Source organism: Sporolactobacillus sp. STSJ-5 (assembly GCF_024385605.1).
Lineage (GTDB): Bacteria > Bacillota > Bacilli > Bacillales > Sporolactobacillaceae > Sporolactobacillus.
Map to the genome: position 1 here is coordinate 1 of NZ_JANFOJ010000007.1, position 26408 is coordinate 26408.

The following is a 26408-nucleotide window of genomic DNA, read 5'->3' on the forward strand; positions in this document are numbered from 1 at the left end:
ATGCGTGTTTTTGCTTTTACATGTATGTACATGGTTTAAGAGTTTGCCCCACTGGTACGACGATATGGTCATAGGATTCTGATTCCCAATCCGCACTTATCGGTTGGGCGATCAGTTAAGTGCCCAATCTGATAAATAGAGGGAAAAACTCCGCTTAATTAGAAAATGAACGAAAAAATAGCTTAAATAGACGGAAAAATTCCGCTTATCGAATCGAAGAACGTGAAAATGGACGTTTTTTCTTTGCATAACCGGAAAAATTACCCTTATTTACCGTCGAAACAAGCCCCATGGTGCATATAACCGGAAAATCTCCGCTTATTATACCCGTTAACTAATGAAGGACCAGAATGCTTAATGAAACAGAGGTAGGATGAAGGAACTTCCGTATGTAGGGGAACCTTCGCAAGTGTAAAGGAGCTTTCGCTAAAGACGCATACGTCCCCTGTATGCAACGCGGAAGCCACTGCGTCCTGCGGAAATAAGAACCTGGCGTTTTTGCTTATTAAAATTAAAGGATTACATAAAGCCAGCATTTTTGCGCCTTATCACGAATGCTCCAGACATATTTAAATATGTTAAAGAATTAGAATAATTATTAGATAGAAAAAAGGCATATCTGTTATAACTAATTGATCATCTCAATTCGCTTAATTGGGTTGATCTTTTTTTTTATATGTATAAAATGTGAGTGAAGAGTGATGAAATTGTGACGAATTAAAACGATGAAAACGGATGCATCGTATCACTTAAGAGAATGTCACAATCAAAAAGAAAGAAGCTGAGATTAGTGAAAGTTTCTCTTTTTACAACATGTTTGGGAGACTTGTTTTACGTTGATGTATTAAAAGATGTAACAGAGGTTCTTGAGAGGCTAGGGTGTGAAGTGGATGTCCCTGAGGGTCAGGTCTGCTGCGGACAACCGGCATATAATAGCGGTTACGCGAAAGATACAAAAGGCCCGGCAAAGAACATGATTCGAGCATTCGAACATTCAGATTATATTGTGTGTCCGTCCGGATCATGTGCGACCATGTTTCATGAATATCCTAATTTTTTTGCGGATGAACCGGAATGGCAAGAAAAAGCCAAGAATATTGCGGACAAAACCTATGAATTTACGCAGTTTATTGTGCGTGTCTTGGGTGTTGTTGATGTAGGCGCGGAATATCATGCAAGAGCGACGTTGCATACTTCGTGTCATATGACGCGGCTGCTTGGGGAACGTGAAGCTCACTATACTCTACTGAAACACGTTAAAGGTCTTGACTTGGTTCCGCTTCCGAACAATTATGACTGCTGCGGTTTTGGCGGTACGTTCTCGGTGAAGATGTTTCCCATATCAGAACAAATGGTTGATGAAAAGATCCGCCATATTGAAGAAACAGATGCTGAAGTGGTTGTTGGCGCCGATGCAAGCTGTCTTATGAATATAGGCGGACGAATGAAGCGGCTTGGAAGGCCGATAAAGGTATTACATATTGCACAAATTTTAAATAGCCATCAAACTGAAGGAGCTGAGCGCCATGCCGATGAAAGTCGGAAATCGACCATTCTTTGAAGGAGTTGACAAAGCTATCCATGACTCTTTTATGGTAAACGCCGTTTCTTCAGCACAAGATGGTCTGCGCGGGAGAAAACTTAGCGCTACAATCGGAGACAAAGCACTGGGTGATTGGGAAGAATGGCGAAGTGCCGGTGAAGAAATCAGGGCACATACACTAAATAACCTGGATTATTATCTGAAACAGTTGAGCGATAACTTTGCAGCTCGCGGAGGACATGTATTCTTCGCAGAAACAGCGGAAGAAGCACGCGACTATGTTAAAAAAGTATGTAAAGAAAAAAACGCAAAGCATGTGGTTAAAGCGAAATCAATGGTCACTGAAGAGATCAGTCTGAACGAAGCACTTGAAGAAGAAGGTTGCGAAGTGCTCGAAACAGACCTTGCTGAATTTATCCTTCAGGTTGATCATGATCAGCCATCTCATATTGTCGTCCCATCTGTTCATAAAAACCGTCAGCAAATTCGTGATGCCTTCAAGAAATTGGGCTATGAAGGAAGCGATGATCCTAAAGAGCTCGCAGGATTTGCACGTAAGACACTACGCAGCAAGTTTTTGAATGCTGACGTCGGGATAACCGGTTGCAACTTCGCGGTCGCTGATACCGGCAGTATCTGTCTTGTAACGAATGAAGGCAATGCAAACATGGTGACGAGCTTTCCGGAAACTCAGATCACGGTAATGGGTATGGAACGCCTTGTTCCAACCTGGAAAGAGCTTGATGTTGTCGTATCTCTGCTTTGTCGAAGCTCGGTTGGTCAACGCCTAACAACCTATGTTACAGATATAACTCCAAAGGCAGATCAGGATGCTGTTGACAGTCCAAAAGATTATCATTTGGTTATTGTTGATGCAGGACGTTCTAATGCTCTTGGAACCGATTTTCAATCAGCATTGCACTGTATCCGCTGTGCAGCTTGTATCAATGTCTGTCCTGTTTACAGACATATTGGGGGACATGCCTACGGTTCTATTTATCCGGGACCGATCGGTGCAGTTCTTTCGCCGATTTTAGGAGGATACGAAGAGTATGGAAAATTGCCGTATGCATCCAGTCTTTGCGCGGCGTGTTCAGAAGCTTGTCCAGTAAAAATACCACTGCACAAACTATTGATTCGTCATCGTGAAAAATATGTGGAAGGCGGCGGTCATCCACCTGTTATGGAACGAGCAGCAATGAAGGGATTCAGTATTGGTGCATCCTCTCCAATGATTTTCCGGGCAGGTACCAAAATGGCACCGATCATGTTAAAGCCGCTTGTTCATGATGGATCCATTCCAAAAGGTCCGGGACCGATGAAACCATGGACTCATGGCAGAGACCTTCCGGCACCAAGCAAAGAAAATTTCAGAGATTGGTTTAAGAAGCATAAGCAGCAATCAGCAACGATCCAGGCGAAAGGTACAGGTGAATCATTATGAGAGGAACGATTGAAAATCGAGATTCGTTTCTTGAAAAGATAGCTGGAAAATTGAATCGGACAGTAGGTGAAGTACCTGAGATGCCTATCTGGGCGCATAAGCCCCAGGAACGCGTTTATGAGGACTATTCTGAAGACCAGCTTACAGCTATGATGAAAAAAGCATGCGAGTCGATTCATACAACTGTTTGTGAAACAAATTCGGATGGACTTGCAGAAAAATTGAAACAATTAATTGATAAATATGGTGCGGGTAAAATTGTTGCGACCAAAGACGAACGATTTGAAGCATTCGGTCTTAGTAATGTTTTAGAAAATTATCAAGCTTATACATGGAATTATAAAGAAGGTCACCAGAATATTGATAAAGCAGCAGAGGCAAATATTGGTTTATCAATTTGTGATGTTATGCTTGCTGAATCAGCGACTGCCGGCCTTTTCAATGATAAAGACAAGGCAAGAAGTGTCAGCCTTCTTCCGGAAACATCGATTGTTATTGTTCCAAAAAGCAGTATTGTTCCGCGGTTGACACAGGCTATGAATCTTATTGAGAATAAGGTTGAGAATGGAGAAGATGTGTCCTCCTACATCAATTTCATCTCCGGGCCAAGCAATAGCGCGGATATTGAAATGAGGCTTGTTGTCGGAGTTCACGGACCAATTAAAGTTGCCTATATTATTGTTTCTGATCTATAATCCACATTTTCAATGAAAACAAAAAGCAGACGCCTTTAGCAGCGTCTGCTTTTTAATTTTGCTTTTCAATTAATTGCGAATTTGTCCGTTTCCTTCGATGAGGTATTTGATACTCGTTAATGCATTAAGTCCCATTGGACCTCGTGCGTGAAGCTTTTGTGTGCTGATGCCTATCTCAGCGCCGAAACCAAATTCTTCGCCATCCGTGAATCGTGTTGAGGCATTATGATACAAGGTTGAGGCATCAACAAATTTGAAAAAGGTTGAGACATGATCTGTATTTTCTGTAATGATGGATTCTGAATGCTTTGTACCATATTTGTTAATATGTGCAATTGCTTCGTCCAAGCTAGCAACGATCTTTACAGCAATTATCTTGTCTAGATATTCAGTTGCCCAATCATCTTCGGTTGCGATCTTCAAAGCAGGAAATTGTCCCGCAATTACCGGATCAATTCGGCAAGAAACATTTGCCGTCTGCAAAGCATCAATCAAATCAGGACCGAACTTTTCGAACCATTTTTGATGAACGATGACTGTTTCTATTGTATTGCAAACAGATGGACGCTGCGTTTTTGCATTCAGTACAATGCTGATCGCCATTTCAGGCTTTGCCGTTTCATCAATGAACACATGACAGTTGCCTGCTCCTGTTTCCAAAACAGGAATACTGGCTTGTTTAATCACGGTTTGAATGAGTCTGCTGCTTCCGCGTGGGATGAGAACATCGATCAATCCATTCAATCGGAAAAATTGATCTGCCGTCTCATGGCGTGTGTCTTCGAGTAGCTGAACACTGTCGACAGGAAGTGTTGACGTTTTGAGTGCTTCGCGAATGACAGCAACGATTGCTTTATTCGTATTAAGCGCAGAAGCACTTCCGCGCAGATAGACAGAGTTTCCTGTTTTCAAGCACAGACCTGCCGCATCAACCGTGACATTAGGTCGTGCTTCATAAACCATTCCAATGACACCGATTGGAACACGAATTTTTTTTATATTCAATCCATTGGGACGATCCCAGTTTTCCAGTTCATCACCAATTGGATCCGGTAAATCTGCGAGATGCTCTAAAGCATGTGCCATCGCATCAATACGATCGCTGTTCAGCATTAAACGATCGAGCAAAGAATTCGTCATACCGTTTTGTTGTGCCTGCGCCATGTCTTGTTGGTTGGCCGCTATGATTTCTGCGGCATGCATTCGTAAAGAAACGGCAATGTGATTTAAGGCATCATTTTTTTCTTCTGTCGATTTTGCCGCAATTATTTGAGAAGCTTCATGTGCTGATCTTGCCTTATAAATGAGTTCATTGTCTTTAGTGTCATTCATTAGTATTTCTCCTTTCGTAAACGGCAGGTTTGAGAACTGCGGTCCACGGAACCCAATTGTCACGGTGTACAACCTCCGGATGTCCGCCGTTGACCGTGATCATGGCACGACTGCTTGGCATTCGTTTAATTTCCTCAAGCTGCTCCGATGAATAGTTTACTTGACCTTTGCCTAATACATGGCTTTTTCGATCTACAATTTGAATCACTTCTCCAGCAAGAAAATGCCCGTCGATTCTTTTGATCCCAGCGGGAAGCAGGCTCTTGCCTTCCTTCATCAATGCTCTGACGGCCCCGTCATCAATTTCAATTTTACCGGATACTGGTGAGTGAAGGGCAATCCATTGCTCGGAAACCTTAAGCGACGGTTTCAGACAATCGGATCCGATATAGGTGCCATCACCATTTCCGTTGATAATGGCAACCAGCTTATCAGGTCCTTCTCCCTTGCCGATGAATGTTCGGACACCAAGCGACAGTGCCATGCGTGCGGCACGCAGCTTTGATTTCATGCCCCCTGTCCCAACCTTTGAGCCGGCAACCTCACTTGTTTCGTCAAGTAGATGTTCCGGGAGATTGTCGAGAAAATGGTAGCGGACTGCATCATCATATACATTCGGATTTTTATTATATAAGCCGTTAACATCAGTCAGTATGGCTAGAAAGTCTGCATGGATCAAGCCGCTCACAAGGGCGGATAACATGTCGTTGTCTCCAAAAGTCAGCTCGGCAAGTGAAACCGAATCGTTTTCATTAATAATCGGTATCACAGAACGCTTCAGCAGTTCCGAAAGTGCCGAATAAGCATGACTCATTTGTTCACGCCGTTCAAAGTCTTGGCGGGCGAGCAGCAGCTGCCCAATGGTCATTCCGTATTTGTGAAAATTTTCTGCATAACTGTTCAGCAACATGACTTGACCGACAGCTGCTGCTGCTTGTTTTCCGGCGATGGTCACCGGCCGTGCCGGATAGCCTAATCCGCCATAACCGGCTGCAACAGCACCGGATGATACGAGAACGACCTCATGACCGTTCGTTTTTAACCGTGCAATAGCATCGACATGATCTCGCAGCTTGGCGTGATCGAGTTGCCCACGAGCATCCGTTAAAGAACTGCTGCCGATTTTTACAACCACTCGTTTTGTTTCCATAAGTTGTTGCGTCCCTTCGTAAAAAAGCCTCTCTCCATCCTAAATTAAAAGGACGGGGAGAGGCTTTGCCCGCGGTACCACCTTTGTTAGTACGGTGCAAGTCCGTACTCTCTCGGATCTTCGTATCGTGAAGAAGACGGCCCAGTTTTCATCCGGACTGCTCAAGGGCAGGTTCAACACGAATGATGCGAGGCATCTCGCAGCCGATGGATGCCACTCTCTTACGCTTTGTTCATTGTTTACTAATCCCTGTCAACGCCGTTTTATAATTGATATTATTATATTCAGCTATTGAATAGAAGTCAAGAGAACATACCTTCAAGCAAATTTTTTTCCTTACAAAAATAGTGATGGTACAATAGAAATGAATATAAACAAGGAGGTTTTTGTTGTGGCGTTCACTTTGCAAATCGGCGAAAAAGCACCAAAATTTTCGTTGCCGGCGACTGACGGAAAAACATATGGTTTAAATGATTTTTCAGATGCAGATGTACTGGTCGTATTCTTTACGTGCAATCACTGTCCCTTTGTTCTTGGTTCAAACGAAACCACGAGAAAAGTTGCTGAACATTATCAGGATAAAGGTGTTCAGTTCGTCGCCATTAACTCAAACAGCGAAGAAACGCATCCAAAGGATTCCTTCGAATATATGGTAGAACAGATGAATGAAGAAAAATTTCCTTGGATTTATTTGCGCGATCAATCTCAAGATGCAGCGCGTGCATACGGCGCCTTGAGAACACCTCACTTCTTTGTTTTCGATAAAGAAAGGAAACTGGTTTATACGGGACGCGAGCTTGATAACCCGAGACAGCCGGAGAAGGCGACAGTGAACGACTTGGATCGTGCGCTGGATCAACTCACTAATAGAAAATCAGTGACAACACCGCTGACTAATCCGATCGGATGCAATGTCAAGTGGAACGGTCAAGATGCGCATTGGATGCCCGGCGAAGCTTGCGATTTAGTATAATATGATTGATGCCCTTCTTCGACCGACGGCTGGGGAAGGGCATTTTTTTAAATCAGCCTTTGCTTCATTGTAAAATGACAATGATGATAAATAACGATGTCGTGATGGCAAGGTGCACCGGTTGTACATGATGAAAAATAAAAAAACCGTTTACGATCCTTGTCATGAGGCAGAGCAGAAGAATAATGATCGACTGGTACACGGCCGTGTGATACATAAAAAGATAGAACGAAAGAATGAGACTCGCTAGATGTGCAGTGATAAAGATGCTGATTACTATGGAGCGACCTTTTTTCATAAAATAAATACATCCTGCAATGAGACATGAGAGTGAATAAACGAATAAAAGAAAACTTGCGATCATTATAAAATACCCCCTATATTCTTAATAAGGTAATTAAAAACGATGGGGTTAACCCCATGTCAAGAGATCGAGAAAGGAGGCAGCATGTGAAAATCGGGGAATTTGTGAAACAGTGCGGGACAACAAAGGATACAGTTCGTTATTATGAGGAACTGATGTTGATACAGCCGGACGCGTCCAATCAATATAAAGAGTACAGTCAAAAAAATATAGAAGATTTTAGGGTTATCAAAGAAATGCAGAATTTGGGACTGTCTCTGAAAATCATTCAAAGTGTCTTTAAAATGAAAAAGAAGAGCGGTTGCGGTTCCCAAAAATTAATTCGCGATGTAACCATAGCGCTTGAAAAACAAGAAACATTTTTAATGAATGAAGAGATTAAAATTCGTAATCAACGGAAACAGTTGCGATTATTGAGTGCCAAGCTTCAATCATTAATCGTTTAAAAATAAGAGGGAGATGAATGCCAGTGATACAAAGTTATGATTTCGATCAAGTGATCAATCGAAACGGAACTGCTTCAATAAAATGGGATGAGGCAGATCGCCTGTTTGGAGGAGATCATTTAATTCCTCTATGGGTAGCAGATATGGATTTTCAAGTGCCGGTTGAGGTTACAGTAGCTCTTTCTAAGCGAGTTAATCATGCCATTTATGGGTACACCACTGAAACAGAAGGGTATCTGGAGTCTGTTCAAAAGTGGATGGAGGAGCGGCACCATTGGTCTATTGAGAAGGATTGGATATGCCACAGCCCAGGAGTTGTAACTGCGTTAAATCTTATTGTGGACGGATTTACACATGAGGGGGACAGAGTGCTTATACAGTCTCCAGTTTATCCGCCGTTCGCTAAGTCGGCTTTGAACCAAAATCGAGAGGTGGTAACAAATCCTTTAATCAATGACAATGGTGAATATCGCATGGACTTCGTTGATTTAGAGCATAAGCTATCCGACCCAAAGGTCAAACTTATGATCCTGTGTTCGCCGCATAATCCGGTTGGAAGAGTTTGGACGAAGAAAGAATTAACGAAAGTAGCGGAACTGGCGAGTCAATACGATGTCTTGGTGGTTGCCGATGAAATTCATAATGATCTCGTATTTGTTGGACATCATCATACGCCATATGCACAGATATCTGAAGAGGCAAGTGCCCACTCAATCATTTGTACGGCACCTAGCAAAACTTTTAATCTTGCAGGACTGCAAATATCAAATATTATTATTCCAAATCCAACACTCAGAAGGAATTATTTAAAACAGGTGCGGCGTTTCAGTTTGAGTGAACCGAATACATTAGGAGTCACAGCTGCAGAAGCTGCTTATCGGTTTGGTGCAAATTGGCTCGATCAATGTCTTGCTTATATTAAAAAGAATGCCGATTTTGTCACCAATTTCTTAAAACAGAACTTGCCGAATTTGGAAATGACGCCAATTGAAGGTACCTATCTTGGCTGGATTGACTGTCGCAAGCTTGGCTGGGATAAACTGCACTTGCAGAATTTTCTAAGAAAAGAAGCGGGGCTGGCCCTTAATCAGGGCTATGCGTTCGGTGCTGAGGGAGAAGGGTTCGTCCGGATTAATCTAGCATGTCCGCAAAGCCTGCTCAAGCAAGCAATGAATCAGCTGCAGTTTGCTTTTCAACAAAATTTATGAGTCTGGTCTTGAATCGCTTACTTTGAAACCTTTTGCAAAATAAAAACGTATAACATAGTACATAAAAGTACAGGAGGAATTGATACATTCGATGAAGAAGATTATGGCCGCATTTCTTGCATTAACGCTTATTTTTACGCCTGTCGGTAATTTTGTTTTTCATAGATCGGATCAACAAGTGAGTGCGCGAGGATATCGATCCGGTGTTAAAAGCTTTCAATCGAATCGAGGCACGGGCACGACTTCATTTTTTAAGAGCAACCGCAGTCAAAATGCACGTACGGGAACCTCAGCAAAGAATTTTACAGGTGGGAGTTTTATGCGCGGGATGATCTTCGGCGGATTGTCAGGTTTGTTATTCGGCAGCTTGTTCTCGCATCTTGGTGGATTTGGAATGATGGCAGGATTTCTAATCAATTTGATTGCGATTCTTGTGGTTATTTCACTTATCCGATACATCATAACGAGTTTTTCAAGGCGAAAAAAGCCTGAGGATTCCAATCCATGGAAACGTTGACGATTTCAGAGCAAGATATTGTCAATGCATTATGCCTCCATCTCGCAACCAAAAAAGGTATTAATCCTCAAAAAATCCAAATCGAGCTTCTCTACGATGATGACTATGGATTTTCTGCGGAGGCTTACGTTGGTGATCGCAAGCAGATATTAATTGAAGCAAATATTGTTGAGGCTCTCCGTTCATGGGTTGAGATCGAATTAAAAGAAAATCCATACGGATCCCTGCGATTGGAACTTGATGAAGAAGCAGGAATTATTGCGCATTATCAAAATTAAAATAGAAAAAACTCCCAAGACTGCTCGGGCAGGTCTAAGGGAGTTTTTAATTTATATAGATAAAGAGAGCATTGCAAAAAGTTAAAAGCTGATTTAGATTTACTTAGTTGTCACTTTGGGAAAGCTCAGATGAAATGTTGTGCCGCAATGCTCCTTGCTTGTTACGTTTACTGTTCCTTTATGATTTTTTACAATAGTGTACGTAACCATGAGACCAAGCCCGGTACCAGTTTCTTTTGTTGTAAAAAAGGATTTTCCTAAATTATTGAAAATGTGCTGCGGGATTCCCGATCCAGTATCTTGAATAAGGACTTTTTCGTATTGTTCAGAAGAAGTTAGTCGTATTGTGATCGTGCCGTGACCATGAATGGCTTCAAGAGCATTTTTAATAAGGTTGACGAATACTTGTTTGAGTTGGGTCTTATCACCAAGAATAAAATGAGAGGCACCGTCTGAATCAAGAATCATTTGTGTGTTAAGGTTTACAGCCTGTGATTCGAACAGTTGGAGTGTTTCGTTTACAATGTTCGAAAGATCCACTTGGGAAAAATGCTCACTTTTTGGTTTTGTGAAGTATAAAAGTTCACTTGTGATTTTCTCGATTTGCTCGATCTCTCGCATTATAATGTCGAGGTAATCCTGATTGAGCTTTTCAGTGGTCTGCATTAACTGTAAAAAACCTTTGATCGATGTGAGCGGATTTCTAATCTCATGAAGTATCCCTGCTGATAGTTCACCAATCACCGAGAGCTTTTCAGATTGGATCATGCTTTCCTCAGCCTCTTTGCGGTTGCTGACGTCACGAATGGTTAATTGAACGAGAGACTGATCTTCATCGGGAAAATAAAACAGCGCTATTTCCACGGGAATCTGCACATTATTACTTGAATGTATGGAAAGTTGAACGGATTCCGTATCACTTTGACGGCAACAGATCTTATTAAGTGAGGCATGAATTAAGGGCATATCCAATGGATCGACGAACATGCCTATGGGCAAACCACAGAGTGACGTATGTTCATCAAAAGAGAGCAGACGATTTGCCGCCCGATTTGAATAAACAATTTCATCTCCAGAAAGGATCAGGATCGCGTCCATGACCAAGTCAATCATTTTTTTAAAATCGAATTCAGTAGAATTACTGTTACTAGACATACCGTTGCCTCCTAAGAAGATGATAGGTTGAACAAATCTATTTGTAAATATATATGAAGCACTTTTAGCAAATATTTCTTCTTATTGTTTTATATTGTTGAAAAACAATATGAAAAGTCGAAATAAGCGAATGCTTGTTCCGTATTTCGCAGGTGTCACGATAAGTTCACAATTGAGGATTGTTAAACAAGTAGGATTCCATTAAAATTTAATTGAAAACAATTATCATTATCAAAGAAATTTCCGAACAGTCGAGATAGGTTTTCATGATTGCCTTGTTAGTAATCCCGACTGTTGCTTTACGGAAGGAGAACATATATGAAAAATATGAATCAATCAATACTTGATGAAATGAAATGCCACCGGATCGTGTCAGAGTCTCGATGCAAACCTGCAATACCACTGAGCCTGGCTCGTGCTGGTGCGCAAGTACATGTGGCATGTGTTTGCGGTAAAGATGAGACACGTCGTCTTCTCGGGAACCTTGGATTTGTGGAGAATACAGAGGTTACGATCATTGCCGAAATGGATGGTAATGTTATCGTGTCAATAAAAGGAACTAGATTGGCTGTCAGCAAAGCGATGGCCAGACGTGTTATGACCGTTTAAACGTTGGGAGAGGGTTTGTGACTATGAAAACTTTAAAAGAAATGCAACCGGGTGAAACGGTGACTGTAGCCAAAATCCATGGAGAAGGCGCATTAAAAAGACGGATTATGGATATGGGAATTACAAAGGGGACAAAGCTCTTTATTCGAAAGATTGCACCACTTGGAGATCCGATCGAGATTCAAGTACGCGGTTATGAACTGTCCATTCGTAAAGTGGAGGCTGAAAATATCGAACTTATCTAAATGAAAGCCATAATCAATGATTAAATTGGAAAGGACAATGACAATGAAAATTGCTTTAGTCGGGAATCCGAACTGCGGGAAGACTACAATGTTTAATGATCTAACTGGCAGCAGTCAATATGTCGGTAATTGGCCAGGTGTAACGGTTGAGAAAAAGGAAGGCCGTCTTAAAGGTCATAAAGATGTGATTATTACCGATCTCCCGGGTATTTATTCACTTTCACCCTATACACTTGAGGAAGTGGTCAGCCGTAACTATCTGATTCATGAGTGTCCGGATGCAATTATTAATCTGGTTGACGGCACAAATTTGGAACGTAATTTGTATTTGACGACTCAAGTCGTTGAATTAGGCATACCAGTGATCATTGCTTTAAACATGATCGATATCATTAAGAAATCCGGCGATAAAATAAATGTGAAGAAACTCGCAGATAAACTCGGCTGTCCCGTGGTTGAAACCTCAGCAGTTAAGGGGATAGGGTTAATGACGGCTGCGGAAAAAGCTATTGAATTGGCAACTTCCAAGACAGCCATTCCTGCAAAACCAGTATTCAGTAAAGAAGTTGAGGCATCGATTGCATCAATTTCTGAACTTGTAAAGGAACATGCAGAACCGGAACGTTTGCGTTGGTACTCAGTTAAGTTTTTTGAACGCGATGAGAAAGTGCTGGCATCAGTAACATTGTCCGAACAACTGCGAACAAAGCTGAACACAGTCGTAGCTCGGGTCGAAAAAGAATTTGAGGATGATAGTGAATCGATTATTACGAATGAACGTTATGATTATATTGAGAACGTTCTTGAAGATACATTACATAAAAAAGGTAGAAAGTTGACTGCTTCTGACAAGATTGATCGGATTGTTACAAATCGCTTTCTTTCACTGCCTATTTTTGCGGGTATTATATGGCTCGTTTACTATATTTCGGTAACAACGCTTGGAACGTTAGTGACCGATTGGACAAATGATACCTTATTTGGCGGCTGGATAACAGAAGCCGCAACGCATTTTCTTGAAACAATCGGTACAGCAGATTGGCTGAATGGTTTGATTGTTGACGGCATTATCGGAGGCGTAGGTACAGTTCTTGGTTTTGTTCCGCAGATGCTGATTCTCTTTTTCTTCCTCTCTATTTTAGAGGATTCTGGGTATATGGCTCGCGTCGCTTTTATAATGGATCGAATTTTCCGTCGCTTCGGCTTATCAGGAAAGTCATTCATTCCAATACTGATCAGTTCTGGATGTGGTGTTCCAGGCATTATGGCAACACGGACAATTGAAAACGAGAAAGACCGGAAAATGACAATTATGCTTACGACATTTATTCCCTGTGGTGCGAAGCTGACAATTATTACGATGATTGTCACAACTTTCTTTCCTGGTTCCACCTGGATCGCACCGGCAATGTATTTTCTAGGACTGACGATGATCGCTGTCTCCGGAATCATCTTAAAGAAAACAAGACTGTTTGCTGGGGAGCCGGCACCGTTCGTTATGGAACTTCCGTCTTACCGGTTGCCTTCACTCAAAGGCGTTCTGATTCACATGTGGGAGCGCGGCAAACATTTTATTGTGAAGGCTGGTACAATAATTTTTATTGCTTGCGGATTGATTTGGTTCCTCTCCTCATTTGGATGGAATATGCGAATGGTTGACGACATTGATCGGAGTATACTCGCTACTCTTGGTCAATTGATCAGTTGGATCTTTATTCCGTTAGGCTTCGGTACATGGAAAGGTGCAGTGGCGACAATCAGTGCGCTTGTTGCGAAAGAAAATGCGATAGGCACTTTGGCAGTTTTAAGTGGTGTTTCCGATGAAGCGAATACGCAAGCGCTTATTGCTGGTGTTGGTTCAATGTTCACAGGTGTCAGTGCCTTATCTTTCATGCTATTTAATCTCTTCAATCCACCTTGCTTTGCTGCGATCGGGGCGACGAGCAGAGAGATGGGCGGTAGTAAATGGACGTTTATTGCGCTTGGTTATCAAACGTTGCTCGGTTATAGTATTGCCTTTGTTGTTTATCAGCTCGGCAGTGTATTCTTCCTTGGGAAGAGCTTTGGGCTTGGGCCGATTCTCGCCTTGATTATTATTGCATTTGTCCTATATCTGCTCCTGCGGCCCGCTCCGCGGTCACATACCGTCGATTTGCGAAGCACAAGTGCGCGAGCTTGAACGACTAAAACGACCTAATGAGGGGGGACCTGATTTTGAATCTGTCAACACTTCTTATTTTTGTTCTTGTCAGTTCAATGTATTTCTTGGCGTTTCGTTATGTAAAGAGAAACAAAAGCGTGTGTACGGACTGTGGTTTGAGTGGATCATGTCCCATTGAAAATCTGAAGCGGAATGCTCACCAAAAGCCATGTTCGATTGCAGCCGCATCGATCCAAAAGCCGACAGCAACTGAATTGCGTGCGATGATTCGTAAGTAAGCCATATTATTAATTTTGTGGAAGGACCTGATTAAATGGCGACGTTTCTCATTTTTGCACTACTCGTCATACTTGCTGGATTTGCTTTGCATAGCACAAGGAAGAGAATGCGGTTAGGCTGCTGCGGATCCGGTGAGGCGCCTGTAAAGAAAATAAAAGTTCATGATCGAGATATGGCACATTATCCTTATGTAGAGACGTTGCTAATCGATGGAATGACTTGTCATAACTGTGTCATCCACATTGAAAATGCTTTTAATAGATTGGATGGTATCTTGGCCAAGGCTAGTTTGGATACGCGGACGGCTACGGTTCACATGCGACAACCTCTGCCGGAAAAGGATCTGCGACGTATCGTATCTGAGGCAGGTTATACAGTCATGAGGATTATAGGGAATCATACACCATCAGGTGACCAATTAAATAATATCAACTAAAATAGGTCTTATTATAAAAAATGAATCATGCACTGTAAAAAGAATGACAGCCTTTACATTTTTGAAGAAAGGGTTTACAATATCTTTGTTATGAGTTGTTAAATGCCCATCATAATACTTTGCACCTTGCATGGTTACCCAGTTATTTTATATGGATGCGTTAAATTCTTATATTGGTCGGATTGCCCATCACGATCAATGCATCAGGATTTGAACGGATTTTATCCATAATTAATCCCTTGAATTTTCAAGGGATTTTTTTTTATTTTATATCTGTCTCCATCAAAATTGGTATAAAAAAACACTCCGTACGGAGTGCTTTTCAAAGTTAAATTATTTTGTTTCTGCAGAAGGAAGTACTTCTTTATCGCTAGGACCGTCAGCGGTCAAGTAGTAGCGATTGAGCGGTTTCAGATTATCGTCTAATTCATAAACAAGCGGTGTGCCTGTAGGAATGTTCAGACCAACGATTGTACCTGCATCCACGTTGTCAAGGTGTTTAACAAGCGCACGCAGTGAGTTGCCGTGCGCTGCGATAATAACCTTTTTGCCTTCCTTGATTTGCGGAGCAATTTCATTGTTCCAATAAACAAGTACGCGGTCAACCGTATCAAGAAGGTCTTCCGTAAGCGGTTGTTCCGATTCAGGAAGATTAGCGTATCTCGGATCATTCAGCTGAGCAACAAAACGTTCGTCGTCTTTTTCAAGAGCCGGCGGCTTAATGTCAGCGGAACGTCTCCAGATATGTACCTGTTCAGCACCGTATTTTTCAGCAGTTTTTGCCTTGTTCAATCCTTGAAGAGCACCATAATGGCGTTCATTCAAGCGCCATGAATGTTCTACAGGAATCCAAGTAAGGTTGAGTTCGTGAAGCACATTCCAAAGTGTGTGGTTTGCTCTTGTGAGCACGGAAGTATAGGCTTGGTCAAATGTGTAGCCGTTTTTCTTCAGAATTTCTCCTGCTTCTGTTGCTTCTTGTTCACCTTTTTCCGTAAGGTCTACGTCAGTCCAACCAGTAAAACGGTTTTCAAGGTTCCAAGCACTTTGACCGTGCCTGATCAATACGAGTTTGATCATTAGTGTGAAACACTCCTCTCAAATTTGCACATTCGATAATTAATGCTTACCCGAATCGTGAACGATGGTGTATCAGTCACGTTTTATGCACGGGCAGCATGCATTAAAAGTATCGACGTGATGAAGCCATTTTACTCAAATCACTCGCGTCAAGCGGCATAGAATGACGAAACAGTGATTTTTCATCAATTAATTATAACATGCTTTTTTATCTTTGACATTTTCATCTTTTAAAACAATGTGAAAGTATTGTTATCAGCCAATGCTCATATTATAATGATCTTACTCAAAAAAAGAGAGAGAAGTCGTGAAAATGAATGGTTTCTTAGGGTCATATAAGAGGAAGGACAGCAAGGAAGGATTTGTGCATGAAGTTGCGGCTGTTTGCGTATTAACGGGAAAAATTCTGCTGCAGAACGGGGCAGAGACATATCGGGTTGAGGATACAATGAATCGAATCGCTAACAGCTTTTCTGTGCATGATGCGCAGAGTTTTGTTACGCCAACCGGAATCATCTTCTCCATTGAAGACCACGATGTCACGCAGCTTGTGAGAATCAAGAATCGAGGAACTAATCTGCGTAAGGTCACGCAAGTAAACACCTTGTCAAGAAGAGTTGCTCATGGCGAAGTCAGTCTGAAGGATCTGCACCGTGATTTAATCCAGATCGATCGTTCTACAGTCATGTATTCGAACAGCTTGCAGATTCTTGCAGCTGCGATTGCCAGCAGCTGTTTTTTACTCATGTTCTTGGGTAAATGGCAAGATTTGCTGCCGGCATTTATCGCAGGCGGTGCTGGTCAAGCCGGAATGATTTATCTGCATCGGCTCGCGAAAGTTAAGTTCTTTTCTGAATTTATGTCATCGATTTTTATCGGAATGATTGCATTAGTCAGTGTAAAGTTGGGATTCGGTGTCGAAATGAATAAAATTATCATCGGTGCTGTGATGCCGCTCGTTCCCGGAGTGCCAATCACAAACGCTGTGAGAGATATCATGGCCGGCGACTTGGTCGCCGGACTATCGAAAAGCGCAGAAGCAGGCCTGACAGCCTTTGCCATTGGCATTGGCGTGACGGCCGCAATTGTGCTCGGTTGAGGTGAGTTCATGCACTTATTTGTCGTCATTACCATTCAATCGATTACTAGTTATCTTGCCACATGTGCGTTTGGTATTATATTCAATATTCCATTTAAACCGCTGATCCATGGTGGTTTGATTGGAATGATTGCTTGGCTGATCTACTTCTTCCTGTTTCACTATAGCGGCAATGATTTTGTTGCCACCTTTGCCGCATCATTTGTCATTGCGCTCATGAGTCAGATCTTTGCACGGCTATGCAAAAATCCGGTCATTCTATATAGTGTATCGGGTATTATTCCACTTGTTCCCGGAGGGCTCACTTATTCGGTAATGAGCCGTGCGGTGGATAACAATTATGATGTTGCTATTTATTTTGCTGAGAAGGTATTTGTTTTGTCCGGAGCGATTGCAATGGGATTGATTTTGGCAGAAGTGTTTTATCAAATTTTCGAAAAAATGAAGCATCATGCATCAAATAAAATGGCAGCTGGACTTTTTCTTTCAAAAAAAGTGAAACATTTCTCGAAATAAACTGTAAATTAATTAGGTAATTTGTTACTATAAATGCAAATGAAACAGACCGAATGAAAGAATTATGTACATCCGGTTATTTTGAGAGGTGAGCGGTTATGAAATTGATCTGTTTTGGCGATAGTGTGACACGGGGTATTACATTTGTACGCGGAAGATTTAAGATCATTCGTGAAAATTATCCTGCATTACTGCAACGCTTCCTTGGCGATGGGGATGAGGTCATCAACAAAGGCGTCTTTAACGACAACTCAGATCTTCTTGTACAAAGACTTGATCATGATGTGCTAGACGAGCATCCGGATCTTGTGCTCATTAATGTAGGCGGAAATGATTGCAATTTTCCTTGGGATCAAGTTGCAAAGCTTCCGGATTCGGAACATGTACCGATTGTTCCGATCGATCGCTATTTGTCCAACATAAAGCTTATGATTGATCGTATTTCGGCGACAGGAGCTCTGCCCGTAATCTTAAGTTTGCTGCCGCTTGATCCTGCCAGATATTATCAGTCGCTGATGAGTCACTACAGTCACTCGATTGGTCATTGGATCGGTATGTGCGGCGGTATTGAGCATTGGCACGGGATGTACAATCGCGCACTCAAAGATCTGTGTAAAAAGAGTGGTGCAACGCTTATTGATGTCCGTTCCGCGTTTAAACTGAAAGGCGATTTGAAGGCGTTGATTAATGAAGACGGCTTGCATCCGACAGCCCAGGGATATAAAGCGTTAGCTGAGATTGTGTCTGGGTTCGTGCCTGAACTCAGAAAAAGTGTCACGGAAATGCATGCTGTGTAACAAAAGTACTAAAAAATGAGTAAGTAAAGCCAAAAGGCTTTTCTTACTCATTTTTTTCTTTCATCGCTGCTTTTAAGGCATCTGCAAGACTGTTTCCGATCGGGTCACTGTTGTTATTCAGTTTATTGAGCAGCCTCCGAGTTTCTTTTTTATCCGCTTTTTTCTTAATTTGATCTGCCTTTTCAATGATTCCACAAGTGCGGCACTGGAAATACAATCCCGCTTTTCCTTTATGCATTTCCATCTTTTTATGGCAGGTCGGACAGCGTTTATTCGATAATTTCGGATCTTTACGCTTTCGTAGTCCACAGGCACGATTAATGCAAACAAGAACCCGTCCGCCATCACGGTCTCTAACTTCTTTCATTGGCGAGCCGCATTCCGGACATTTAGATCCGGTTAAATTCTGAATTTTATAGTCTTGCTGACTGTTTCTGACTTCGCGCACCATTTCTAAGGTGCGTTTGCGAATTTCTGCCATAAACTGATTCGCATTCCCACTGCCTTTTGCGATATTTTCTAATTGCCGTTCCCATTCTGCAGTAAGCTTTGGAGATTTCAGATCCGTGCTTACAAGGTCAATCAATTGTTTGCCTTTGCCGGTAGGGCGCAAACGCCCATTTACACGCTCAACAGATTCGGCGAGCAGTATTTTCTCAATAATATCTGCTCGGGTGGCTGGTGTTCCTAAACCAAATGTCTCCATTTTTGTTAATAAGTCAGCTTCTGAGAAACGTGCAGGCGGCTCTGTCATTTTTTCATCCAGCAGAACCTGATGTACTGGCAATTTTTGCCCTTTTGTCACATTAAGGCTGTCCTCACTCACTTGTTTGCCGGATGATTCGTTCAAACGTTTAAATCCCAAATCCAGTTCTTTTGTTTCTTTCAATACGAACGTTTCCCCATTAATTTCTAACTCCGCACGCATGCTCTGGAATGTGTACTCAGGGTAGAAGAGGGCTAAAAATCTTCGAACGATTAAATCGTACAGTCGACGTTCATCATCGGACAAATCATGAATATAGACAGGTTCTTCCGTTGGAATCAAGGCGTGGTGATCACTAACCTTTAAGTCATTATATACATAAGCAGCTTTTACCTTGCCATTTTGCTTGTGCAGAATCGCACGAACTTCATCACCGTAGACGGAAGAAATGGCGCGAAGCCGCTCGGGCATCGTCGCAGCAATATCCTTGGTGAGGTAACGCGAATCCGTACGCGGGTACGTAACAATTTTATAACGCTCATAAAGGTTCTGAAGAACATTGAGTGTTTTTTTTGCTGAGAAGCCAAGCTTTCTATTCGCATCACGTTGCAGTTCGGTCAAATCATAGGGAAGCGGCTGCTTCTCCCGCTTTTCTTTAATGACGACACTGCGAACCACAGCTTGATGGCCAGACACCTTGTTCTTCAACGCAGCGGCTTCATCTCTTGTTGCAATGCGTGTTCGATCACCGTTTTTCCAAGAAGCGGTACCGCCATTTAAATCAACAGAAAGATTCCAGTAGGGCTTGGGCTGGAAGGATTGAATGGTTTGTTCACGTTCTAAAATCATGGCAAGCGTCGGTGTTTGTACACGTCCGGCAGAGAGCGAATCATTGTATTTTGTCGTAAGGGCCCGTGAAATGTTGAGCCCAATCAGCCAGTCTGCTTCTGAGCGGCAAACAGCAGATTGAAACAGGTCGTCATATTCTTTCGAAGGTTTAAGTTGTTTGAAGCCGGTACGAATGGCTTTGTCAGTTTGCGATGAAATCCAAAGTCTTTTGACTGGCTTGCGCCAATTGATTTTTTCAAGGATCCACCGCGCCACTAGTTCACCTTCGCGTCCCGCATCAGTCGCGATAATCAATTCACTGATATCCGATCGCTTAGCTAGCTTGGCAATCGCTTGAAATTGTGCACGCGTTTGTTTAATCGGCTTAGTTTCCATCTGTTTTGGAATAATCGGGAGATCTTCAAGCCGCCAGGTTTTGTATTTATTATCGTACTCTTCAGGCATTTTTAATTCGATAAGATGACCAAGTGCCCAGGTAACAATATAGCGTTCTCCTTCAATGAAGCTGCGGTTCGTCTTCTTGCAGTCCAGAACACGCGCAATTTCACGAGCAACGCTGGGTTTTTCAGCTAAAACGAGTGATTTTGACATATACGGAAATTCCTTTCTCTTATAAAACCTATTGACTGATACAGCCTATTATAACGGAATACACGCATAATTTCAGGTTCTTGAAAAAAGATCAGTAAAGGTCAAAAACATTTGACCTTTACTGACCAAACGGTTATAATACAGTTGTAAGGGTTAGAAGAGATGAAATTCAAACCCCGAATTAAAAAATCAAACACGTTTAAAAGGAGCGAGCAGTCATGTAATTTCATAGTTCTTAGACATTACGTGTCAAAGCAACGTGAAAAGACAGACGTAACTTTTGGACAGCCTTAAATTAATGAGGAGGAATTTATGATGGCAAATCTTTATCCAACGAAAAAAGACCGTGACGGATTCTTTGATTTCTTGCCTTCCTGGTTTGATGAATGGGGGCACAACTTCTTTCACAATAGTGGATTGCAGACATTCGCTGCAGATGTTCAAGAACGTGATGATGCTTACAGTGTAAAACTGGATCTGCCTGGCTTCAGTAAAGACAGTATCCATCTTGATTTTGATCGCGGTGTTCTGACTGTTGATGCAACACGTGATCAGCAAACAAGTGAAAAAGCAGAAGACGGCAGCTTCATTAGAAAAGAGCGTGCGTCCGGTTCTTATACACGTCATTTTATGTTTGACAACGTTAAAGAGGATGGAATTAAAGCCGCGTTTAAGGACGGAGTGCTTCAAATTACCTTGCCTAAAAAGGAAGAAAGCAAACGTGATCGTAAGGAAATTACTATAAATTAAATGAATATCAGCTCTAAATGAGTGAGAAGCCGACAAAACTAGAATGTTAGAAATTTGAACAATAAAACGAAAAAGGATGTCTCTAAGTTAAGAAATTAACTTTTCATGAGACATCCTTTTTTATACATATAGTTTTCAGGTTTACTTTAATTATGTTTTGCCGGTAACATATCGGTGAAATGATCCGTCAAGAATTGACCATTATTTAACAGAGCAATTATAATAAATACTTTAAATTGATGGTTTACTTCATTTGGAAAAAATTATATAATTGCTACATTGATTCAAATAGGGAAGGAGGTGAGCGTCATGAAGAATACTCAGAAGATGGTAAATGGAGTTAAGTATTCATTTGTACATTCTGTTGTTGATTTTGTGACACTTACCTCTTTCCTTCGGTATTGTTGACATAATAATCGGTATTTTTTACGGTTTTGTCTATGAAGCCACAGGAGAAAGGAACTCTGTTCTCTTGTGGCTTTTTTGTGTTTTTAAAGATAAGGTTGTTTGACGAGGGGGTTGTCTGGTGCGTATTTTTATTGATTTGTGGTGGTTTTTTAAGCAAGAACGATTGAAATATTCTTTTGGTGTCATCTTTCTCATGCTTTCAAGTTTTTTATCGATGATTCCTCCTTATGTTGTCGGTATTTTAGTTGACGATATCAGAACAAGAAGTTTAACTCCGTTAACTTTAGGAAAATGGATTGCATTTCTAGTAATCATTGGGATTATTTATTATTTTACAGGCTATATTTGGCGCCAATTAATTTTTGGATCGTCCATTATTTTAGCGAATCAGTTAAGAAATGATTTATATAAACACTTCACTAAACTGTCACCTAACTTTTTTCAAAAAAGACGGATCGGTGACTTAATGGCGCATGCGACCAATGATATTAATGCAGTTCAAGGTGCTGCTGGTGAAGGTATTCTCACTTTATTTGATTCAATCACACTCGGCGGCATGGTTATCGTGACCATGTCCGTGTTTATCAGCTGGAAACTGACTTTAATTACGCTGCTGCCTATGCCAATTATGGTTATACTCACCATGTATTATGGATCACTATTGCATAAACGTTTTGGAAAAGCACAAGCCGCTTTTTCCGATCTCAATGATAAAGTGCAGGAAAACGTATCCGGCGTTCGAGTGATCAAGGCGTTTGGTGAAGAAGACGCACAGATCACTATGTTTCGAAAGGCATCACAAGATGTGGTCAATAAAAATATTGCGGTTGCAAAGGTAGACTCATTGTTTGATCCAACCATAACATTCATCGTTGCCTTTTGTTATTTTCTTGCACTCATCTTCGGATCAGTTTATGTGGTTGGCGGGTCAATGACGCTTGGCGGATTAACAAGTTTTACTCTGTACCTCGGTCAGCTTGTTTGGCCAATGCTCGCATTCGGTTTTCTATTCAATATTGTCGAACGTGGCAGTGCTTCCTATGATCGGATTCGGCGGCTATTAGCAATAAAACCGGAAATTACAGATCAGAAGGGTGCTTCTGATCAAGTGCCGAGCGGATCGATTGATTTTTCAATACGGAGTTTCCGCTATCCGGGAAGTGATTCTGATGCGTTGACTGATATCCGTTTTCAAGTTAACCAAGGACAAACATTAGGTATTGTGGGGAAAACGGGTGCAGGAAAAACCACATTGCTGCGGTTGCTTCTGCGTGAATTTGACATCAAGGATGGTCAGATAAGTATAGGCGGAACCGCAATACAGGCAGTCACACTTGATGCGCTTCGAAGTGCCATTGGCTATGTCCCACAGGATCATATCTTATTTTCAGCAACCATTGCTGAGAATATTGCGTTTGCAAAACCGGAAGCATCCCAAGAAGAAGTTGAACGCGTTGCTAAGTTAGCAAGTATTCATGAAGATATTCTTCATTTTAAAGAAGGTTACGAGACGGTTGTCGGGGAACGAGGCGTTACATTATCAGGGGGGCAGAAACAACGTATTTCAATTGCCCGGGCGCTGCTTGCCGATCCTGAACTGTTGATTTTCGATGATTCGCTTTCTGCAGTTGATGCTCGTACTGAGGTTTCCATACTTCATGCGCTCAAACATGAACGTCGAAATAAAACAACGCTGATATCTGCACATCGTTTAAGTGCAGTTGAACACGCCGACCTCATCATTGTCATGGGCGATGGCAAAATTATCGAACGGGGAACGCATGAAGATCTTATTCAAGCAGAAGGATGGTACGCGGAGATGTACGCGCACCAACAACTTGAATCGCTTGTTTCGGAAGGAGGCACAAAGGCGTGAACGAGGAACAGAATCTCGCGCAGCTCTCAGGACGTCGAGTTATGAGACGGCTGCTGTCTTATCTTAAATACTTTAAGAAAAAAGTAATCATTACATTCATTGTGTTATTGATTGCTACCGGTGCGGATGTTCTTGGACCGATCGTGATGAAGGTGTTTATTGATGATTATCTGACACCGCGTGTATTTCCGGTTCAGCCGCTGATTTTGCTTGGCGCTTTATTCATCGGTTTGTACGCAATTTCTGCTTTATTTAATTATTATCAAGTCATATCGTTTCAGAAAATTGCACTGAACATTATCCAAATCATGCGGGTAGAAGTGTTTTCTAAGGTACAGCATCTCGGTTTACGCTTTTTTGACCAGACGCCGGGAGGAAGTCTGGTATCTCGAATCACAAATGATACCGAAACCATCAAGGATCTGTATGTCACGGTATTGTCGACAATTGTGAACAGCACAATTATGATGATCGGTATTTTTGCGGGCATGTTTTTCCTTGATGCTCGTCTGGCACTTATTTGTTTCATTCTGATGCCTTTTCTTCTGGTTCTGATGTGGGTGTATCGTACATTGAGCTCGAAAGTATACCGGGTTACACGAGTGAAACTCAGCCAGCTAAATGCGAAACTGAACGAGTCGCTGCAAGGAATGTCAATGATTCAGGCAATGCGGCAACAGAAACGGTTGAGGCGGGAATTTGGCAAAATCAATAATGATCACAAAAAGGCACTGTTAAAAAGTGTACGGTTAAACAGTCTCATGCTCCGTTCGGCCGTTTACTCTGTTTACCTCATTGGTTTAATGATGATCTTGAGCTTTTTTGGTATCCAGTCATTTGACAATGCAGTCAAAATTGGTGTTTTGTATGCGTTTATCAATTATCTTGACCGATTTTTTGATCCGATCAACCAAATTATGCAGCAGCTGACCATCTTCCAGCAGGCGATGGTTTCCGCTGAACGGGTATTCGGGTTGCTTGATGATCAGCGCATGGCACCTGTTCAGCGGGGCGATGTGAATCCGGCAGTACAGGAAGGACGAGTGGAATTTCGCAATGTCACGTTCGCTTACGATGGCAAGAACCCGGTTTTGAAGAATATTTCTTTCACAGCAAATCCGGGCGAAACCATTGCGCTTGTTGGTCATACAGGGAGCGGAAAGAGTTCGATTATTAATCTGCTCATGCGTTTCTATCCGATTGAACAAGGCACTGTCTTCATTGACGGACAGCCGCTAACCGCATTTTCTGATGGCGAACTACGAAAACGTATCGGTCTGGTTCTCCAAGACTCCTTTATGTTTGTGGGCGATGTAGCTGATAATATTCGACTGAGTCACGAGAAGCTAACTGATGAACAGGTAAGGAAAGCGGCAGAATTTGTCCAGGCGGATCACTTCATAACGAAGCTACCGAAACAATACCATGAGCCAGTTGGGGAGCGCGGAGCGACCTTCTCAAGCGGTCAGAGGCAGTTGCTGTCCTTCGCTCGAACGATGGCTCAAGACCCAAAAATACTTGTCCTTGATGAAGCGACAGCGAGCGTAGACACAGAGACAGAGGAAGCAATTCAAACAGCCTTGTCTAAGATGAGAAAGGGCAGAACGACAATTGCGATTGCCCATCGACTGTCAACAATTCAGGACGCTGATCAAATCTTGGTGCTCCATAGAGGCGAAATTGTTGAACGCGGAACACATCAAGAACTGCTTCAAAAAGGTGGTCTGTACTTTAATATGTACCAATTACAGCATGGAAAAGGCGCAGGTGAAGTGTCTTCAGCACAGTGAAAAAACGATTTTTATTTAATGATCATTAATGAGGAGTCCTTTAATATCGGGCTTCTTTTTTCATATTCAACCAAGCAGCATGCCTATTGTTTCGAAAGTGTGGAAAGATGACATATAATAATAGATGTAGCTGGAGTGTCCGAGAAATGGATTTAGAGGTGATTTTTAATCATGGAAAAACAAATTGTTTCAATTAAAATTCCGCTTACTCCAGGTGGCGGCATTACCTTAAAACGTGCGATCAGGCTGTTTGAGACCATAAGAAAATGCCGTTGCAAAGCATACTTTTCGAACAATGGCTCAACTTTCCCGATGAAATATTTACCACAAACGATGACCTATCTTTCGTCCGTGCAAAAAAAAGAGATTTTACTTGTCCTTGAAGGCGAGGATGCACAATCGTTGCATCAGAAAATCATGGATACTATTCAGCTTGCTCGAGAGAATGCGCGAGTAAATCCTGGCTTGTATCGACATGGCTAAGTTATGATAAACCGTCTGAAGTTAATTGATAAATAAATGGTGTATCAAAGAGGAGCAGGACGACAAAACCTTGATCGTCCTGCTCCTCTTTGTAAGCAAAAAACTAAAGACCATGCATCTCGCGTGTTGGCCAAGCATACTATTGAATCAAGATCATTGATTCGGACATATGAGGAGCGAGGGTTATGTTTAGGCGTATTACCGCTTGTGTAGCAGGTATACTAGGAACAATCTTGACGGTGATCCAATTTATTTTTGGAGGATTTTCATATATAGCGGCCCACTTCGACAGCGGAATGATTGATGAATTGCGGCTGAATACCGATCAAATAACTTCCGCGGGTGCCATTTACAGTTTAAACGCATTCAGCATTCATGCCTTTTTCGCAGGTTTATTATGTTCTATCATTTCAGGTACAGCCTTATACTTTTTTATTAAAAAACGCTGGCACACAATTCCAGGCCTATGTTTTCTCATTTCAGGAAGTTTGAACAGCTTAATACTCTTTGGTACAGGGCTTCCGGCCGGTATCATTCTTGTCATTACAGGAATTGCTGCCATGGCAGGCAAGTCAGACAGTATTACACCAAAGCCGCCGATTGTTCAAAAGAAAGAAATGTCGGACTGAGT

General features: G+C 42.0%; 27 protein-coding genes and 1 other annotated feature. Of the genes, 21 read left to right on the top strand and 6 right to left on the bottom strand.

Annotation, left to right across the window (positions count from 1 at the left end):
• Window positions 1-790 precede the first annotated feature (790 nt).
• The 3 genes from NOM01_RS08195 to NOM01_RS08205 are packed head-to-tail and all read left to right on the top strand — an operon-like array spanning window position 791 to window position 3682.
• A complete protein-coding gene (locus NOM01_RS08195; RefSeq protein ID WP_255747947.1) occupies window positions 791-1561 on the top strand; it encodes a (Fe-S)-binding protein in 771 nt (256 codons plus the stop codon).
• Window positions 1527-2987 carry a LutB/LldF family L-lactate oxidation iron-sulfur protein gene (locus tag NOM01_RS08200; RefSeq protein WP_255747949.1) on the top strand — a complete coding sequence of 487 codons (1461 nt, stop codon included), beginning with the start codon at window positions 1527-1529 and terminating at the stop codon, window positions 2985-2987. The genes NOM01_RS08195 and NOM01_RS08200 overlap by 35 nt, the downstream gene beginning before the upstream one ends.
• Window positions 2984-3682, top strand: a complete 699-nt coding sequence (locus tag NOM01_RS08205) for a LutC/YkgG family protein (protein WP_304654825.1) — start codon at window positions 2984-2986, stop codon at window positions 3680-3682. The genes NOM01_RS08200 and NOM01_RS08205 overlap by 4 nt, the downstream gene beginning before the upstream one ends.
• Window positions 3683-3751: 69 nt before the next feature.
• Here the strand turns inward: NOM01_RS08205 and NOM01_RS08210 are convergent, their stop codons facing one another.
• Window positions 3752-5014, bottom strand: coding sequence for a glutamate-5-semialdehyde dehydrogenase (locus tag NOM01_RS08210; RefSeq protein WP_255747951.1), 1263 nt, complete (start codon window positions 5012-5014; stop codon window positions 3752-3754).
• A complete protein-coding gene (gene proB / locus NOM01_RS08215) occupies window positions 5007-6164 on the bottom strand; it encodes a glutamate 5-kinase (RefSeq protein ID WP_255747952.1) in 1158 nt (385 codons plus the stop codon). Before proB ends, NOM01_RS08210 begins: the two co-directional genes overlap by 8 nt.
• A gap of 45 nt (window positions 6165-6209) precedes the next feature.
• Window positions 6210-6429: a binding site (T-box leader), on the bottom strand.
• A gap of 126 nt (window positions 6430-6555) precedes the next feature.
• Between proB and NOM01_RS08220 the strand changes: the two genes are divergently transcribed.
• Window positions 6556-7137, top strand: a complete 582-nt coding sequence (locus NOM01_RS08220) for a thioredoxin family protein (protein ID WP_255747953.1) — start codon at window positions 6556-6558, stop codon at window positions 7135-7137.
• Between the two features lie 64 nt (window positions 7138-7201).
• Here the strand turns inward: NOM01_RS08220 and NOM01_RS08225 are convergent, their stop codons facing one another.
• On the bottom strand, window positions 7202-7435 hold the full coding sequence (locus NOM01_RS08225; protein WP_255747954.1) for a hypothetical protein: 234 nt from the start codon (window positions 7433-7435) through the stop codon (window positions 7202-7204).
• A gap of 152 nt (window positions 7436-7587) precedes the next feature.
• On the opposite strand from NOM01_RS08225, the gene NOM01_RS08230 reads away from it, so the two are divergent.
• The 4 genes from NOM01_RS08230 (at window position 7588) to NOM01_RS08245 (ending at window position 9950) form a co-directional block, all read left to right on the top strand.
• Window positions 7588-7947 carry a MerR family transcriptional regulator gene (locus NOM01_RS08230; RefSeq protein ID WP_255747955.1) on the top strand — a complete coding sequence of 120 codons (360 nt, stop codon included), beginning with the start codon at window positions 7588-7590 and terminating at the stop codon, window positions 7945-7947.
• A 17-nt stretch (window positions 7948-7964) separates the two neighbouring features.
• Window positions 7965-9155, top strand: coding sequence for a MalY/PatB family protein (locus tag NOM01_RS08235; protein WP_255747956.1), 1191 nt, complete (start codon window positions 7965-7967; stop codon window positions 9153-9155).
• Between the two features lie 91 nt (window positions 9156-9246).
• Entirely contained in the window at window positions 9247-9672 is a 426-nt protein-coding gene (locus NOM01_RS08240; protein WP_255747957.1) for a hypothetical protein, read from the top strand.
• Window positions 9660-9950, top strand: a complete 291-nt coding sequence (locus NOM01_RS08245) for a DUF2653 family protein (RefSeq protein ID WP_255747958.1) — start codon at window positions 9660-9662, stop codon at window positions 9948-9950. Before NOM01_RS08240 ends, NOM01_RS08245 begins: the two co-directional genes overlap by 13 nt.
• Window positions 9951-10049: 99 nt before the next feature.
• On the opposite strand, the gene NOM01_RS08250 is transcribed toward NOM01_RS08245, so the two are convergent.
• Window positions 10050-11105, bottom strand: a complete 1056-nt coding sequence (locus NOM01_RS08250; RefSeq protein WP_255747959.1) for an ATP-binding protein — start codon at window positions 11103-11105, stop codon at window positions 10050-10052.
• A gap of 318 nt (window positions 11106-11423) precedes the next feature.
• On the opposite strand from NOM01_RS08250, the gene NOM01_RS08255 reads away from it, so the two are divergent.
• Genes NOM01_RS08255 through NOM01_RS08275 form a run of 5 tightly spaced genes read left to right on the top strand, consistent with a single transcriptional unit; the run spans window position 11424 to window position 14835 of the window.
• Window positions 11424-11714: a FeoA family protein gene (locus NOM01_RS08255; RefSeq protein ID WP_255747960.1), complete on the top strand. Its 291-nt coding sequence runs from the start codon at window positions 11424-11426 to the stop codon at window positions 11712-11714.
• A 23-nt stretch (window positions 11715-11737) separates the two neighbouring features.
• Complete coding sequence (locus NOM01_RS08260) at window positions 11738-11959, top strand: FeoA family protein (protein ID WP_255747961.1); 222 nt, start codon at window positions 11738-11740, stop codon at window positions 11957-11959.
• Window positions 11960-12002: 43 nt separating this feature from the next.
• The gene (feoB, locus tag NOM01_RS08265; protein ID WP_255747962.1) at window positions 12003-14138 is read left to right on the top strand and encodes a ferrous iron transport protein B; all 2136 of its coding nucleotides are present in this window, start codon (window positions 12003-12005) and stop codon (window positions 14136-14138) included.
• A gap of 35 nt (window positions 14139-14173) precedes the next feature.
• Window positions 14174-14398, top strand: coding sequence for a hypothetical protein (locus NOM01_RS08270; RefSeq protein WP_255747963.1), 225 nt, complete (start codon window positions 14174-14176; stop codon window positions 14396-14398).
• 35 nt (window positions 14399-14433) lie between these two features.
• On the top strand, window positions 14434-14835 hold the full coding sequence (locus NOM01_RS08275; RefSeq protein WP_255747964.1) for a heavy-metal-associated domain-containing protein: 402 nt from the start codon (window positions 14434-14436) through the stop codon (window positions 14833-14835).
• 333 nt (window positions 14836-15168) lie between these two features.
• Here the strand turns inward: NOM01_RS08275 and gpmA are convergent, their stop codons facing one another.
• Complete coding sequence (gene gpmA / locus NOM01_RS08280) at window positions 15169-15912, bottom strand: 2,3-diphosphoglycerate-dependent phosphoglycerate mutase (protein ID WP_255747965.1); 744 nt, start codon at window positions 15910-15912, stop codon at window positions 15169-15171.
• 313 nt (window positions 15913-16225) lie between these two features.
• Between gpmA and NOM01_RS08285 the strand changes: the two genes are divergently transcribed.
• The 3 genes from NOM01_RS08285 to NOM01_RS08295 all read left to right on the top strand — a co-directional run bounded on the left by NOM01_RS08285 (window position 16226) and on the right by NOM01_RS08295 (window position 18324).
• Complete coding sequence (locus NOM01_RS08285) at window positions 16226-17011, top strand: threonine/serine exporter family protein (RefSeq protein WP_255747966.1); 786 nt, start codon at window positions 16226-16228, stop codon at window positions 17009-17011.
• Window positions 17012-17020: 9 nt separating this feature from the next.
• On the top strand, window positions 17021-17527 hold the full coding sequence (locus NOM01_RS08290) for a threonine/serine exporter family protein (RefSeq protein WP_255747967.1): 507 nt from the start codon (window positions 17021-17023) through the stop codon (window positions 17525-17527).
• 98 nt (window positions 17528-17625) lie between these two features.
• Window positions 17626-18324 (top strand): SGNH/GDSL hydrolase family protein, encoded by a 699-nt coding sequence (locus NOM01_RS08295; RefSeq protein ID WP_255747968.1) that lies wholly within the window; start codon window positions 17626-17628, stop codon window positions 18322-18324.
• A gap of 43 nt (window positions 18325-18367) precedes the next feature.
• Here NOM01_RS08295 and NOM01_RS08300 read toward each other — a convergent pair whose 3' ends face one another.
• A complete protein-coding gene (locus NOM01_RS08300; protein ID WP_255747969.1) occupies window positions 18368-20470 on the bottom strand; it encodes a DNA topoisomerase III in 2103 nt (700 codons plus the stop codon).
• A gap of 315 nt (window positions 20471-20785) precedes the next feature.
• Between NOM01_RS08300 and NOM01_RS08305 the strand changes: the two genes are divergently transcribed.
• The 5 genes from NOM01_RS08305 to NOM01_RS08325 all read left to right on the top strand — a co-directional run bounded on the left by NOM01_RS08305 (window position 20786) and on the right by NOM01_RS08325 (window position 26406).
• Window positions 20786-21220, top strand: a complete 435-nt coding sequence (locus NOM01_RS08305; protein WP_255747971.1) for an Hsp20/alpha crystallin family protein — start codon at window positions 20786-20788, stop codon at window positions 21218-21220.
• Window positions 21221-21746: 526 nt separating this feature from the next.
• Complete coding sequence (locus tag NOM01_RS08310; protein WP_255747972.1) at window positions 21747-23504, top strand: ABC transporter transmembrane domain-containing protein; 1758 nt, start codon at window positions 21747-21749, stop codon at window positions 23502-23504.
• Between the two features lie 41 nt (window positions 23505-23545).
• The gene (locus NOM01_RS08315; RefSeq protein WP_255748175.1) at window positions 23546-25294 is read left to right on the top strand and encodes an ABC transporter ATP-binding protein; all 1749 of its coding nucleotides are present in this window, start codon (window positions 23546-23548) and stop codon (window positions 25292-25294) included.
• A 171-nt stretch (window positions 25295-25465) separates the two neighbouring features.
• Complete coding sequence (locus tag NOM01_RS08320; RefSeq protein ID WP_255747973.1) at window positions 25466-25777, top strand: hypothetical protein; 312 nt, start codon at window positions 25466-25468, stop codon at window positions 25775-25777.
• Between the two features lie 185 nt (window positions 25778-25962).
• Entirely contained in the window at window positions 25963-26406 is a 444-nt protein-coding gene (locus NOM01_RS08325) for a hypothetical protein (protein WP_255747974.1), read from the top strand.
• Window positions 26407-26408: the final 2 nt, after the last annotated feature.

What these genes read in the sequence shown, in the direction of transcription:
- NOM01_RS08200 (WP_255747949.1), top strand. Translation starts at nt 1,527, where the DNA reads ATGCCGATGAAAGTCGGAAATCGACCATTCTTTGAAGGAGTTGACAAA.
- NOM01_RS08205 (WP_304654825.1), top strand. Translation starts at nt 2,984, where the DNA reads ATGAGAGGAACGATTGAAAATCGAGATTCGTTTCTTGAAAAGATAGCT.
- NOM01_RS08210 (WP_255747951.1), bottom strand. Translation starts at nt 5,014, where the DNA reads ATGAATGACACTAAAGACAATGAACTCATTTATAAGGCAAGATCAGCA.
- proB (WP_255747952.1), bottom strand. Translation starts at nt 6,164, where the DNA reads ATGGAAACAAAACGAGTGGTTGTAAAAATCGGCAGCAGTTCTTTAACG.
- NOM01_RS08225 (WP_255747954.1), bottom strand. Translation starts at nt 7,435, where the DNA reads ATGAAAAAAGGTCGCTCCATAGTAATCAGCATCTTTATCACTGCACAT.
- NOM01_RS08235 (WP_255747956.1), top strand. Translation starts at nt 7,965, where the DNA reads ATGCCAGTGATACAAAGTTATGATTTCGATCAAGTGATCAATCGAAAC.
- NOM01_RS08240 (WP_255747957.1), top strand. Translation starts at nt 9,247, where the DNA reads ATGAAGAAGATTATGGCCGCATTTCTTGCATTAACGCTTATTTTTACG.
- NOM01_RS08245 (WP_255747958.1), top strand. Translation starts at nt 9,660, where the DNA reads ATGGAAACGTTGACGATTTCAGAGCAAGATATTGTCAATGCATTATGC.
- NOM01_RS08250 (WP_255747959.1), bottom strand. Translation starts at nt 11,105, where the DNA reads ATGTCTAGTAACAGTAATTCTACTGAATTCGATTTTAAAAAAATGATT.
- NOM01_RS08255 (WP_255747960.1), top strand. Translation starts at nt 11,424, where the DNA reads ATGAAAAATATGAATCAATCAATACTTGATGAAATGAAATGCCACCGG.
- NOM01_RS08260 (WP_255747961.1), top strand. Translation starts at nt 11,738, where the DNA reads ATGAAAACTTTAAAAGAAATGCAACCGGGTGAAACGGTGACTGTAGCC.
- feoB (WP_255747962.1), top strand. Translation starts at nt 12,003, where the DNA reads ATGAAAATTGCTTTAGTCGGGAATCCGAACTGCGGGAAGACTACAATG.
- NOM01_RS08275 (WP_255747964.1), top strand. Translation starts at nt 14,434, where the DNA reads ATGGCGACGTTTCTCATTTTTGCACTACTCGTCATACTTGCTGGATTT.
- gpmA (WP_255747965.1), bottom strand. Translation starts at nt 15,912, where the DNA reads ATGATCAAACTCGTATTGATCAGGCACGGTCAAAGTGCTTGGAACCTT.
- NOM01_RS08285 (WP_255747966.1), top strand. Translation starts at nt 16,226, where the DNA reads ATGAATGGTTTCTTAGGGTCATATAAGAGGAAGGACAGCAAGGAAGGA.
- NOM01_RS08290 (WP_255747967.1), top strand. Translation starts at nt 17,021, where the DNA reads ATGCACTTATTTGTCGTCATTACCATTCAATCGATTACTAGTTATCTT.
- NOM01_RS08295 (WP_255747968.1), top strand. Translation starts at nt 17,626, where the DNA reads ATGAAATTGATCTGTTTTGGCGATAGTGTGACACGGGGTATTACATTT.
- NOM01_RS08300 (WP_255747969.1), bottom strand. Translation starts at nt 20,470, where the DNA reads ATGTCAAAATCACTCGTTTTAGCTGAAAAACCCAGCGTTGCTCGTGAA.
- NOM01_RS08305 (WP_255747971.1), top strand. Translation starts at nt 20,786, where the DNA reads ATGGCAAATCTTTATCCAACGAAAAAAGACCGTGACGGATTCTTTGAT.
- NOM01_RS08315 (WP_255748175.1), top strand. Translation starts at nt 23,546, where the DNA reads ATGAGACGGCTGCTGTCTTATCTTAAATACTTTAAGAAAAAAGTAATC.
- NOM01_RS08320 (WP_255747973.1), top strand. Translation starts at nt 25,466, where the DNA reads ATGGAAAAACAAATTGTTTCAATTAAAATTCCGCTTACTCCAGGTGGC.
- NOM01_RS08325 (WP_255747974.1), top strand. Translation starts at nt 25,963, where the DNA reads ATGTTTAGGCGTATTACCGCTTGTGTAGCAGGTATACTAGGAACAATC.